The following is a 12,759-nucleotide window of genomic DNA, read 5'->3' on the forward strand; positions in this document are numbered from 1 at the left end:
ATGAAACGGGGTCCGTCCCCTGAGGAGACGGACCCCGTTTCACGTGAAACGTCAATGCGCTTTTACTTGGTGTGGATGACGTCCGACAGCTCGCGCTCCAGGGCGGCCTTCGGCTTGGCGCCCACGATGGTCTGCACGACCTCGCCACCCTTGTACAGGTTCAGGGTCGGGATCGACATGACGCCGTACTTGGCAGCGGTGCCCGGGTTCTGGTCGATGTTCAGCTTGACGATCTCGATCTTGTCACCGTACTCGGCGGCAATGGCCTCGAGCGAGGGAGCGATCTGACGGCACGGGCCGCACCATTCGGCCCAGAAGTCCACCAGCACGGGCTTGTCGCTCTTGAGGACGTCCTCGTCGAAGGACGCGTCGGTCACGGCCTTGAGAGCCATTGCGGTCTCCTTGGTTGTTCTCTGTGGGGGAAAAGGGGTCAGGCGCTCTGCTCGGGCTCGCGGACGTTCTCGCCGTCGCCGAGGGCGGCGAGGTAGCGCTCCGCGTCCAGGGCGGCGGAGCAGCCGGTGCCCGCGGCGGTGATCGCCTGGCGGTAGGTGTGGTCCACGACGTCACCGGCGGCGAAGACGCCCGTGAGGTTGGTGCGGGTGGAGGGCGAGTCGACCTTGAGGTAGCCCTCGTCGTCCAGGTCCAGCTGACCCTTGAGGAGCTCGGTGCGGGGGTCGTGACCGATGGCGATGAAGAGGCCGGTCACCGGCAGCTCCGAGGTCTCGCCGGTCTTGACGTTGCGCAGGGTCAGCCCGGAGAGCTTGGCGTCGCCGTGGATCTCGGCGACCTCGCTGTCCCAGACGAAGGAGATCTTCGGGTCGGCGAAGGCCCGCTCCTGCATGGCCTTGCTGGCGCGCAGGGCCTCACGGCGGTGGATGACCGTGACCGACTTCGCGAAGCGGGACAGGAAGGTGGCCTCCTCCATCGCGGTGTCGCCGCCGCCGACCACAGCGATGTCCTGGTCCTTGAAGAAGAACCCGTCGCAGGTGGCGCACCAGGACACACCGCGTCCGGAGAGCTCGTCCTCGCGCGGCAGGCCGAGCTTACGGTGCTGGGAGCCGGTGGCCACGATCACGGCCTTGGCCCGGTGGACGGTGCCGGCGGAGTCGGTGACGGTCTTGATCTCCTCGGTGAGGTCGACGGCCGTGACGTCGTCCGGGATCAGCTCGGCGCCGAAGCGCTCCGCCTGGGCCCGCATGCTGTCCATGAGGTCCGGGCCCATGATGCCGTCGCGGAAGCCGGGGAAGTTCTCGACCTCGGTGGTGTTCATCAGCGCACCACCGGCGGTCACGGCGCCCTCGAACACCAGCGGCTTCAGCGAAGCACGGGCGGTGTAGAGCGCGGCCGTGTAGCCCGCGGGCCCGGAGCCAATAATGATCACGTTGCGGACGTCGCTCACGGGTGTCTTCCTTGTCTCTGCCGACTGCTGACTGGGTCCTTGCTGGGTCTCACCCCACCCAACGGATCCTACGGGGCGAGCATTCCCCCAGGGACATCGCAGCGGCCGGGGAGACGGCTCAGGAACGCGAGACCGTCTCGCGCGCCAGCACCTTTCCGGGGCTCCCGGAGGAGGTGACGACACAGTCCGCCGCGACGACATAGACGTCAACGAGTGCGGCGTCACGGGAGTGCGGGTAGATGACCAGGTAGGTATCCGTGCCGGTGAAGCGCTCTTGGCGCACCGCGAGGGCGCGGTCAGGGCGGCCGATGCCCTCGCGCACGCAGAAGGGGGCGCTGCCCTCCGAAGAGCCCTGGTAGGTCTCGGCGCCGTCCTGCGCGCGCATGCCGCGTGTCTCAGCTGGCTTGAGGTTCGACAGCGCGTCGTGGACTCGCGTCTTCAGCTCTGCCACGGCCACGGGGGACGCGTCCGTTTGCGGTGTGGCACGGTCCCCCCCATCGTCGCCCGCGCCCTGAATAAGGAAGCTGCCCACGCCGATGGCGGCCGCGGCGCAGGCCGTACCCAGAAGCGTGCGGCGCCAGCGCCGGCCGCGGGTGGGCGACTGGCGCCCTGGGCCGACGGCGCCGCGCGGGCGGCCGGCGGGTCGTTCACCGGCCGGTGTTTCACGTGAAACCAGACGCTCCACGTCGTGGGCGGGCTCATACGATGTTTCACGTGAAACAGGACCCGTGATCGCTGCCGCCGCTGTTTCACGTGAAACGGTCGCGACCGCCTCCTGGGGCGCCGTCGCGTCGAGCAGTGCCTCGGCGGCGAGAGCCGCGTCGATCCGGCCGGCGACGTCCGCCGGCATCCTGGCGGGACCGGGCAGGGTGCCCAGCAGCTCACGGATCTCGTCGAGGGAAGCCCGGACGTCGTCGCAGACCGCGCAGTCGGCCAGGTGCTCCCGCAGGTCCGCGCTGCGCGCGGGAGAGAGCACGCCCTCGGCGAGTGCGGAGATCTCGGAGACCTCCGGATGCCCGTCCGTGTCGGTCGTCGAGGTCACGCTCGCCCACCTCCGCCCTTCACTGGGTTCACGTCACTCCGTCCAGCCGGTGGTGGGACGGACGTCCCCTGCGACCGGTTCCTTTCCCTCTCGGTACGAGGGCTACCCCTGCCGCCGGGGTGCAGATGGGTGAGCAACGGCAGCAGTCTCGCCCGTGCTCTGGCGCACCGACTCTTCACCGTGCCCACGGGAACATTCAATACGGCCGCCGCCTCGGCGACGGGATAACCCTGCATATCGACCAGGACGAGGACGGCCCGCTGGTCGGGCGGCAGCGTCGCGAGGGCTCTCAGCAGCTCTCTGTGGAGATCGCTCCGCTCGGCCGGTTCGGCCGCCGACTCGTGGGGCTCGAGGAGATGCTCGAGCTTCTCGGTCTCGGCGAGCGGCGAGGTACGGCGTGCGGCGGCCTTACGCGCCCGGTCCAGGCAGGCGTTCACGGTGATCCGGTGCAGCCATGTGGTGACGGCCGACTGGCCGCGGAAGGTGTGAGCGGCGCGGTAGGCGGAGACGAGGGCGTCCTGTACGGCGTCGGCCGCTTCCTCCCGGTCGCCAAGGGTCCGGAGGGCTACGGCCCAGAGCCGGTCGCGGTGGCGCCGGACGAGTTCACTGAAGGCGTCGGGGTCCCCGGCGACATGCAGCGCGAGCAGCTCGCTGTCACTGTCGGCCGTCGGCGTCCGCTGCTGCCGTCCGTCCTCTGCGATGGCACTCACCCCGCCCTGAGAGCGCTGTCCCGCGCGCGATCTGTTGTTGGGACCAACTTAGAGAGGAGGGGGATTGACTGGGTAGGGGCCAGGGGTCTCTCGGTCAGCGGCCGCGGAAGCGGACTTCGGTGATGCCCTGCTTGTGGCCGGCCTTGCTCCACTCTTCCTGCGGAGCGTTGGGCATGGCCGTGATCCACACCAGGACGTACCGCGTCTTGGCGGGCTTCTTGAGCGAGAGCTTTGCCTTGACGCTGTTCTCCGTGACCTCGGACAGCTTCTTCAGGTCGCTGGGCGGGCCGGAGGGCGTCAGGCCGTCGCACGCGTAGAGCGTGATCGTGGTTCCTCCGGGGTGGAGCATGTCGATCTCCGCCTTGGTGACCTGTTCCTCCTTGCCGAGGTCATAGACGATACCGACGCCGTCCTTGTAGGAGTTGGGCGCGAGCTGGTCATTGAAGGAAAGCGTCCGCCAGGCTGTCCCGTCCTGCTTGTCATAGGTGTTCGGCACCTGCTTGGGATGCTGGAAACCCCCGTCCGTCGCGTACTCCTGCGCGTTACGGATCTTCAGCAGATGGCTGGTGACCTTCTTTTTGGCCTCGTTGTCCGACAGCTGTGACTGCTGGGGGTCGTCATCCGAGTCCGTGTGCTTCAGCAGCGTGTCCGCGAGCTGCCAGCTGCCCAGGCCCAGTGCCGCGATCAGCAGCGAGGAGACGATCCACTTGATGGCGGTGCCGGTACGGCTCTGCAGTGGAGGCGGCGGGGTGACCGGAGCGGAGTGGGCGGCCTGCGGGCCGTAGGCGCCGCCCGCCGGGGGGCGGGAGTAGGCCGGGGTGGCGGAGAAGGGCGTCTCCGGAGGGCGGATGCGCGGCATGGCCGAGACGGCCTTGGCGAGTTCCTCCGGCGTGGTGCAGGGCGGCTCCTGGCGGGACGCGGTGGCGCCGTCGTTGACGAGCGCGCGCATTGCCAGCTGGGAGAGCCCTCGGTGGACACCGGCCCGCACCTGGTCGGGTGGGATGAGACCGACGTCCTTGGGCAGGCCGGACAGGCCGTGGGCGTCGCCCTCGTACGGCCAGCGCTGGGTGAGGGCGGCGTACAGGAGGGCGCCGATGGCCTCGGTGTCGGTGCGCTGGGGGGTCTCGGAGGTGATGCCGCGGAGCGCCGCCATCACGGCCAAGCCGCGGATGCGGTACTGCCCGGAACCGGTGCGCAGCACACAGCCGGGGCCCAGGCGCAGATGGGAGAGGCCCTCGCGGTGGGCGGCGGCCATGGCCTGCGACACCTGGCTGACCAGCTGGTACGCGTCGAAGGCGTCCATGGGCCCGGAGGCCAGTACGGAGGTCAGTTCGGTGGCGTCGGGCAGCCACTCGTGGACGACGTAGACGAGGTCGTCCTCCTCGACGGCGTCGAGGACCTGGACGAAGCGCGGGTCACCCAGCAGCGCGGCGGAGCGGGCCGCCGAGAGTACCGTGCGGGCCCGTGGGTGCTCGGCCGGCAGCAGATGGACGCCGACGGCCCGGCGCAGCTTCTCGTCGACGGCACGCCAGCTGCTGAATCCCTCCAGACGGGTGACGCACTCCTCCAGGCGGTACCTTCCGGCGAGCTTGTGACCGCTGTGCAGTTCGGGCGCGCGGGGGCCGCGCGGGGCCTTTCCGCCTGTCGTGCGCTCGGCGCCCGAGGGCGCACCGGCGCCGCTCTCCTCGGTGTTCCCGGCCTCCGTCCCGTCGGCCGTGGCCTTGTCCGCCTTGGCGGTCAGCGACGGTTCGTTCTGCGCGTCGCTGCTGTCTGCCACGTCGACGGCAGCCGTGCTCCGTTCCGCCACCGTCGCTCCTGCCTCCCCGTCCGTTGCACCCTGTCCGCAGCCAAGACAATTGTGCCCACACTCCGTCGCCCTGCACGACACGCGACGACGGGTGATGGTTGTGCTCCGGTCAGCGTCCCAGACGCCCGCGGACCATGCCGACCATGGCGTTGACCTCTTCCACGCGCATGCGTTTGGCGGCGATGTAGAAGACGCCGAGCAGCATGACGCCACCGCCGATCAGGGCGGCGAGCGAGCCGAAGACGCCGGCGCCGAGGACCTGGCCGATGCCGTAGGCGATGGCGCCGCCGATGAGCGTGGCGGGGACGCACGCGCCGATGAGGCGGGCGTACGTACGCACCACGCGCGCGCCGTCCAGATCGCCGCCGAGCCGGTTGCGCAGCCTGCGCCATGCGACCCCCACACCGACGGCGTAGGCGAGACCGTAGGAGACGCCCATGCCGACCACGGCCCAGCGGGCGGGCAGCACGAAGTAGCTGAGCGCCGAGCCCGCGGCGTTGACCGCCGCGACGATGACCGTGTTGTAGAAGGGGGTGCGGGTGTCCTCGTACGCGTAGAAGGCGCGGAGGACGACGTACTGCACGGAGAAGGGGATCAGGCCGAGGCTGAAGCCCATGAGGGCGTAGCCGAAGAAGCGGGCTCCTTCGACGCCGCCGGATCCGAAGAGCAGCGTGCAGATCGGGATGCCGAGTGCCAGGAAGGCGAAGGCGATGGGCACGATCGCCACGGCCGAGGTGCGCAGGCCCTGCGAGATGTCGTCCCGGACGGCGCTGGTGTCACCGTCGACGGCCGAGCGCGACAGGCGCGGCAGCATCGCCGCCATGATCGAGACGGTGAGGATCGCCTGCGGCATGTTCCAGATGAGCTGGGCGTTGATGTAGGCGATGATTCCGGTGCCCTTCTGGCCGCTCTCGGCACCGGCGGCGGTGGCCAACTGCGTGACGACCAGGTTTCCCGCCTGGTTGGCGAGCACGAACAGCACGGTCCACTTGGCCAGCTTCGCGGCCTTGCCGAGACCGTGGCCGCGCCAGTCGAAGCGGGGACGGATCTTGAAACCGGCCGCCCTGAGGTAGGGGATCATCGCCAGGGCTTGGACGACCAGGCCGAGGAGAGTGCCGACGCCCAGAAGTCGGACGCCTTCTGGAGGGATCGTGTGCTCGCTGAGGTCCGAGCTCCCCGCTGTGCCGTACACCCAGAGGAACAGCCCGAAGGTGGCGATGACGACGACGTTGTTGAGGACGGGCGTCCACATCATCGCGCCGAATCGGCCTCGAGCGTTGAGAATCTGCCCCATCACCACGTGCACGCCCATGAAGAAGATGGTGGGCATGCAGTAGCGGACGAAGGTGACCGTCACCGAGTTCGCGTCGGGCTTGTTGGCGAAGTTGTTGGACATCAGGGGGACGAGATATTGGGCCCCCAGCACAGTGATCAGGGTGAGCACACCGAGGATCACCGCGACCAGCGTCAGCAGCCGGTTCGCGTAGGCGTCCCCACCGTCGGCGTCCTCCTTCATGGAGCGCACGAGCTGGGGGATGAAGACCGAGTTGAGGCCGCCGCCGATGGTCAGGAAGAAGATCATGGCGGGCAGCTGGTTCGCCACCGTGTAGGTGTCGCCCAGCACACCGGCGCCCAGGGCGGCGACGATCATCGCCTGCTTGACGAAGCCCAGCAGTCGGGACGCCATCGTGCCCGCCGCCATCAGGGCGCTCGACTTCAGCAGGCCCGCTGCCTTGCCGCCCTTCGCAGCCGGGGCCGCGGGGGCGGGTTCGGGCTCCACGAGGGGCTCGGCCGCGGGGGGCTCCACGGCGGGCACCATCGGCTGGGTGTGTTCCATCGAGGGAGACGTCGCGTGCTGGCCGGGTGCCGGGACCTGCCGACCCTGCGGGCGCTGGGGCTCGTAGGGCTGCTGCTGGTCGCGGTAGAGGTGGGCGAAGGCGTCGCGCTGGGGCGGGGTGGGCGCCGTCCGGTCGGGGAAGCCGCTCACGCTGCCGATGAGCTGGGTCGCGTCCTCGGAGCCGGGCTGTGGCGCGGGCGGCCACGCCTGCTGCTGCGGGTACGAGGGCGCGGGCGGTGGGGGAACGGGGGGCCCGCCCTGCGGCTGCCCGTACTGCTGCTGTCCGTACGCGGACTGTCCGCCCTGGGGGAAACCGCCCTGCTGCGCCGCGCTCTCGTCGGTCGGCGCCTGGCCGGGGTACGGCTCGGCGGGGTAGGGGTCTCCGAGGTACGGGTCCGGGGCGTACGGGCCCGGCTGCGGCGGCTCCTGGGCACCGGGCGGCGCCGGCGGGTACTGGTCCCGTCGGTCACCTCCCGCGCCCCGGCCGCGGTCACCGTCGTACGGCGCGTTCATCCCTAGCCCACCTCATCCGTCCGCGGCCGACCGGCCCCACGACACGTCAACGTTCCACTTTCTCACCCGGCCGGGAGGGCGTACCGCTCCCCGTTCCGGTGTCCGCCGCCGGGTCCCCCGGCCGCTCGGGCTCGCCGCCGCCGTTGTCGCCGCCGTCCGAGGGGCCCTCGCCCCCGGCCTCCGGGCCGTCACCGGCGCCGTCATGGCTGCCCGATCGCTTGCGCTTCAGGTAGATGCGGAGACCCGCGAGGACGAGGAGGAGGACACCTCCGGCGATGACCAGCAGAACCATAGGGGTGATGGATGTGACATGCACAATGAAGTCCATCTCCTTGCCCACCTGCTGGCCGTCCGCAGTGTAGAGGCGGGCATGCACCTTGACCGGACCGTTTGCATAGGCCCGGGTCTCGAATTTCACCGACTGGCTGTGCCCGCCGTCGATCTTCACGGGCTGCTTGTCCGTGACCTTCAGTCGGTTCGGCTGCGTGGACTCCAGCTGCAGGTACAGGTGGTCGATGCCCTGGAGCAGCCCGTTCTTCACGGTCACCGGGATCGTGGCGCTGCGGCCGGAGAGGGTCGCGTCGGACTTCTCCACCAGCTTGACCTGGTCCTGCAGGGTGGCGAGGTAGGACTGCACGGCCGCGCGGAAGTCGGCGGCACCCGCCGGGTCACCGCGCCACGAGGTGGACATCTCGCGCATGATCGCGCTGCCGAAGGGGATGACGACCCGGTCCGGAGAGGTCAGGATCGTCTTGAAGGAGGACAGACCCTGCTGTGTCTTCTGGATCTCCGTGAACGCCTCGGTGGGCAGCTCCTGGGCGCGGAGGGCGTCCGGGTACGAGCCGGGGCCCGGAATCCGGCGGCCGGCGGCGGGGTCCGGCTTGGCCTTGGCCGCGTCGCTCAGCCGGTCGAGCGGCTGGGTCCAGCGCCCGGCGGACAGTCCGCCCAGCGCCGTCGCCATCGCCTGGGCCTGGCTGGTGGTCGGCATGCGCTGGGGAGCGACGACGATGCTGCGCTCGTTCTCCGGCGCCTGCTTGTTGATCATCAGGCTCTGGGCGAGGAACCGCTGCACCGCGAGCGAGGCGTCGCCCGCACGCGTCATATCGCCCTCGAAGGCCGTGGAGAGGCGGGCGTCGGCGACGATGGCCGTGTTCCCCCCGCCGATCTGGCGGGCCGCCGTGGGGGCGTACGGGGAGCCGTCCGGCTCCCTGAGGCTGTCGCTGCGCGTGATGATGTTGTGGGCGCCGGCCGAGGTGCCGACGTCGACGACGGAGCGGTCGATGGCGCCGTCGATCGGCCAGGCGAAGTCCGTGCGCGGCTTCACCTGGAGGATGGTGTCCACGGTCATGGCCGCGAGCTCGGTGGCCGACTGGAGGTGGCCGAGGTCGCCGCCGCGGTGCGCCAGCGAGGCGATGTCCGGATCGCCGAAGGGCAGGGCGACGACCTCCTTGCCGTCCACCGCCGTCTGGAGCTGGCTGAGCCACTGCTTGGCGACCGCCTGGCCCCGGCCGGGGACGTTCTTCCCGCTCGGTCCGGCGACCTGGTAGCTCTTGGTCATCGCCTCGACGGTGGCCAGCAGGTCGGGGTCGATCACCCAGGTGACGTGCAGGTCCTTGCCCAGCGCCACCAACTGCTGGAGGCGGCCGCCCGGGGCCAGCTCAGCGGCGAGGTCGTCGTTGGGGAAGATCGGCGTCTGCTGCTGGTCCGACTCGGTGCGGGCCGTGAGGTGCGTGTTGGAGATCAGCGGCCAGAGGAAGGTGACCTTGGTCTTCTTGCCCTCGGCGCCGGACGGCTGCCACGGCAGCAGAGTGCGGCGGATGCCCAGCACCCGCTCGTACTGCTGGTCGCTGGTCTGCCCGGAGAACGAGACGCCCAGCGGGTAGACGCCGTCCCGGTCCAGGTTGAGGTCCTTCGCGGGGACGGTCAGCGTGAACTCACGGGAGATCCCCGGCTGGAGCTTCCCGATCTTCTGCGTGTGACCGTTCAGCTCGGGGCCGTCGCCGCCCGAGGAGAAGGGCGTCCGGTCGCCGATGTCGTCGATCTCGCTGCGCGTCGAGAGCAGTCCTCCCACCCGCAGGCCGATGTGTCCGGCACTGACCGTGGACCGGCCCTTGTTGGTGACCGTGCCCGAGATCGTGATCTTGTCGCTCTGGGTGGGGGCGACCGGGGTCAGGGAGTCGATGGAGATCGCGACAGTGCGGGAGCCTGTGCCGTCGGCGCGCGCCGTGGGCGCGGTGGTGAGCTCGGTGGCGCCCAGGAGTACCAGCAGTACGGCGAGCAGGGGCAGTATCACCCGGATCCGGTGGAAAGCGGCAGGAGGCGTCGTCCCCCGGAACGTCTCCTGGAACTCTGCCGCCTCGGCCACGCGCTCGCCCGTCCCTCGTCGTCGTCAGTGGTCGTCGGATGTGCGTCCACGAATGGTAACGAGGCGCGCTGTGCCGAAGTGCTGCGGACCGGAGCGCAAGATCACCGGAGCGGGTCGATGCCCAGGCTGTGGCGGTTTATGACGGTCCTCACACAGCTCCGCCGATAGAGGGCGGCTATCGGCGTCCGGCCACGTACCCTTTCCTGTTGTGCCGAACGCCAACAACAGCCACTCCGTGCCGACGAACGAACTGAACCAGGTGCAGCGCCGCGCCGTGAGCGAGCTCCTGCGGGTGTCCCCCGTGGCAGACGACCTCGCCCAGCGCTTCCGCGCCGCCGGGTTCACCCTCGCCCTGGTCGGCGGCTCGGTACGGGACGCGCTGCTCGGCCGGCTCGGCAACGACCTGGACTTCACCACCGACGCCCGGCCGGACGACGTGCTGAAGATCGTCCGGCCGTGGGCGGACACGGTCTGGGAGGTCGGCATCGCCTTTGGCACCGTCGGCTGCCGCAAGTCCGGCTTCGATCTTGAAATCACGACTTATCGGTCGGAGGCGTACGACCGGACCTCCCGCAAGCCGGAGGTCTCCTACGGTGACTCCATCGAGGAAGACCTGGTCCGCCGCGACTTCACCGTGAACGCCATGGCCGTGGCGCTTCCGGAGAAGGAGTTCATCGACCCGCACAACGGCCTCGAGGACCTCGCCGCCCGGATCCTGCGGACGCCCGGCACCCCGGAGGAGTCCTTCTCCGACGACCCGCTGCGCATGATGCGGGCCGCCCGCTTCGCCGCCCAGCTCGACTTCGAGGTGGCGCCCGAGGTGGTCACCGCGATGAAGGAGATGGCCGAGCGGCTGGAGATCGTCTCCGTCGAGCGGACCCGGGACGAGCTCAACAAGCTCATCCTCTCCGACCACCCCCGCAAGGGCCTCCGGCTCATGGTCGACACGGGCCTGGCCGCCCTGGTCCTGCCCGAGCTGCCGGCCCTCCGGCTGGAGCGCGACGAGCACCACCGGCACAAGGACGTCTACGAGCACACCCTCATCGTCCTGGAGCAGGCCATCGACCTGGAGGCCCCGCGCGACGAGCCGGGTGGCGGCCCCGACCTCACCCTGCGGCTCGCCGCCCTCCTGCACGACATCGGCAAGCCGCGGACGCGCCGGTTCGAGAAGGACGGCCGGGTCTCCTTCCACCACCACGAGGTGGTCGGCGCGAAGATGACCAAGTCCCGGATGACCAAGCTCAAGTACCCCAACGAGTTGGTGAAGGACGTCTCGCGCCTCGTCGAGCTGCACCTCCGCTTCCACGGCTACGGCACCGGCGAGTGGACGGACTCGGCCGTCCGCCGGTACGTCCGCGACGCCGGGCCCCTGCTCGACCGGCTGCACAAGCTCACCCGGTCCGACTGCACGACGCGCAACAAGCGCAAGGCGCAGGCGCTCTCCCAGGCGTACGACGGGCTGGAGCGGCGCATCGCCGACCTTCAGCAGAAGGAACAGCTCGACGCCATCCGCCCGGACCTGGACGGCAACGACATCATGCGGATCCTGGGCATCGCTCCGGGGCCCCAGGTCGGCAAGGCGTACCAGCACATGCTGGAGCTGCGGCTGGAGAACGGTCCCATGGAGCACGACGAGGCCGTCGCCGCTCTGAAGGAGTGGTGGGCCGCCCAGGGCTGACCCTTCCGGCGGCGATGTTTCACGTGAAACGTCGGGGGTCGTCGGTGGGCTCCGGCTCGCTCTCGGGCGTCGATGTTTCACGTGAAACCCGGTCTCGGGCCGCCAGCGCGGTGGCCGTCACCGCGTAGAGCACGGCGACGGTGACAACCAAGGGCACGGACCGGCCATCGTGCGGCAGCATCAGGGCCGCCACGGCCGCAGCACCCACGAAGGCGACGTTGAAGAGGACGTCGTAGAGGGAGAACACCCGGCCGCGGAAGGCGTCGTCCACCGATGCCTGGACGACTGTGTCCGTCGAGATCTTGGCGCCTTGGGTGATGAGTCCCAGGATGAAGGCGGCGATCAGCATCGGGGTCGGCTCGAAGGGGAGCCCCAGGGCCGGTTCGAGTACGGCGGCGCCGCCGGCGCAGACGACCATCCAGCCGAGCTGTCCGAACCTGCCGACGGCCCAGGGGGTGATCAGCGCCGCCGCGAAGAAGCCGGCCCCCGAGACCCCGACCGCGAGCCCCAGCAGGGCGAGGCCGGCGGAGTCGGTGTCCGTCCAGGCATAGCGGCACAGCATCAGCAGGGTGACGGTCAGGGCGCCGTAGCAGAAGCGCATGAGAGTCATCGCGGCGAGCGCGTGGGCGGCGGGCCGGCGGTGGGCCAGATGGCGGAGTCCGGCCGTCAGGCCGCGGACGGTCACTCCGATGGCCGTCCGCAGGGTGGCCGGTGATCGGTTGGTGTCCGGGCCCAGCAGGCCGGGCGGCATCCGCAGGGCGCTGAGGCCCGCGCAGAGGTAGAGCAGGGCGCCGACCAGGACGACCAGGGCGTCGGAGGCGCTCCCCTTGGGGGCGGCGAGCCGGACCGCGAAGGCGATTCCGCCGCCGGCGGTGGCGGCGAGGGTGCCCGCGGTGGGTGAGACCGAGTTGGCCATCACCAGCCGCTCCCGGCTGTCGACGACGTGCGGCAGGGAGGCGGAGAGGCCGGACAGGACGAAGCGGTTGACGGCCGTCACCGAGAGGGCCGAGGCGTAGAAGAGCCAGTCGGGTACCGCGGCGAGGATGAGCACGGCGGTGCCGACGGCCAGGACCGAGCGGACCAGGTTGCCGTGGAGCAGCACCTGGCGGCGGCGCCAGCGGTCCAGAAGAACGCCGGTGAAGGGGCCCAGCAGCGAGTAGGGGAGCAGCAGGACGGCCATCGCCGAGGCGATGGCGGCGGGGGACGTCTCTTTCTCGGGGGAGAACACCACGTAGGCGGCGAGCGCGACCTGGTAGACGCCGTCCGCGGCCTGGGAGAGCAGCCGTACGGTCAACAGGTGGCGGAAATCGCGCAGTCGGAGCAGGACGCGGAGATCACGCACAACGGGCATGCCGCACAGCCTCACACACGGGACAGGCCCTCGGGGGGATTCCCTCCGAGGGCCTGT

The 12,759-nt window shown here is 70.2% G+C and carries 9 protein-coding genes; 1 reads left to right on the plus strand and 8 read right to left on the minus strand.

The window, feature by feature from the left end:
• Window positions 1-62: 62 nt before the first annotated feature.
• The 7 genes from trxA to J7W19_RS16175 form a co-directional block, all read right to left on the minus strand.
• Window positions 63-392, minus strand: a complete 330-nt coding sequence (gene trxA, locus J7W19_RS16145) for a thioredoxin (protein WP_004955420.1) — start codon at window positions 390-392, stop codon at window positions 63-65.
• Between the two features lie 38 nt (window positions 393-430).
• Window positions 431-1,399 carry a thioredoxin-disulfide reductase gene (trxB, locus tag J7W19_RS16150; RefSeq protein WP_004955418.1) on the minus strand — a complete coding sequence of 323 codons (969 nt, stop codon included), beginning with the start codon at window positions 1,397-1,399 and terminating at the stop codon, window positions 431-433.
• 118 nt (window positions 1,400-1,517) lie between these two features.
• Window positions 1,518-2,441, minus strand: a complete 924-nt coding sequence (locus tag J7W19_RS16155) for a zf-HC2 domain-containing protein (RefSeq protein WP_004955416.1) — start codon at window positions 2,439-2,441, stop codon at window positions 1,518-1,520.
• Window positions 2,438-3,151: an RNA polymerase sigma factor SigM gene (gene sigM, locus J7W19_RS16160; protein WP_004955414.1), complete on the minus strand. Its 714-nt coding sequence runs from the start codon at window positions 3,149-3,151 to the stop codon at window positions 2,438-2,440. Before sigM ends, J7W19_RS16155 begins: the two co-directional genes overlap by 4 nt.
• Window positions 3,152-3,245: 94 nt before the next feature.
• Window positions 3,246-4,958: a protein kinase family protein gene (locus tag J7W19_RS16165; protein WP_004955411.1), complete on the minus strand. Its 1,713-nt coding sequence runs from the start codon at window positions 4,956-4,958 to the stop codon at window positions 3,246-3,248.
• 109 nt (window positions 4,959-5,067) lie between these two features.
• On the minus strand, window positions 5,068-7,308 hold the full coding sequence (gene murJ, locus J7W19_RS16170; RefSeq protein WP_004955409.1) for a murein biosynthesis integral membrane protein MurJ: 2,241 nt from the start codon (window positions 7,306-7,308) through the stop codon (window positions 5,068-5,070).
• Between the two features lie 46 nt (window positions 7,309-7,354).
• Window positions 7,355-9,673: a DUF6049 family protein gene (locus J7W19_RS16175; protein ID WP_411848837.1), complete on the minus strand. Its 2,319-nt coding sequence runs from the start codon at window positions 9,671-9,673 to the stop codon at window positions 7,355-7,357.
• A 208-nt stretch (window positions 9,674-9,881) separates the two neighbouring features.
• Between J7W19_RS16175 and J7W19_RS16180 the strand changes: the two genes are divergently transcribed.
• Window positions 9,882-11,351, plus strand: a complete 1,470-nt coding sequence (locus J7W19_RS16180; RefSeq protein WP_004950651.1) for a CCA tRNA nucleotidyltransferase — start codon at window positions 9,882-9,884, stop codon at window positions 11,349-11,351.
• Between the two features lie 19 nt (window positions 11,352-11,370).
• Here the strand turns inward: J7W19_RS16180 and J7W19_RS16185 are convergent, their stop codons facing one another.
• Window positions 11,371-12,702 carry an MFS transporter gene (locus J7W19_RS16185; protein WP_004950653.1) on the minus strand — a complete coding sequence of 444 codons (1,332 nt, stop codon included), beginning with the start codon at window positions 12,700-12,702 and terminating at the stop codon, window positions 11,371-11,373.
• Window positions 12,703-12,759: the final 57 nt, after the last annotated feature.

The organism is Streptomyces mobaraensis NBRC 13819 = DSM 40847, from assembly GCF_017916255.1.
Lineage (GTDB): Bacteria > Actinomycetota > Actinomycetes > Streptomycetales > Streptomycetaceae > Streptomyces > Streptomyces mobaraensis.

Excerpts from the sequence above, each read along its gene's own strand:
- murJ (WP_004955409.1), bottom strand. The coding sequence starts at position 7,308 with ATGAACGCGCCGTACGACGGTGACCGCGGCCGGGGCGCGGGAGGTGAC.
- trxA (WP_004955420.1), bottom strand. The coding sequence starts at position 392 with ATGGCTCTCAAGGCCGTGACCGACGCGTCCTTCGACGAGGACGTCCTC.
- J7W19_RS16185 (WP_004950653.1), bottom strand. The coding sequence starts at position 12,702 with ATGCCCGTTGTGCGTGATCTCCGCGTCCTGCTCCGACTGCGCGATTTC.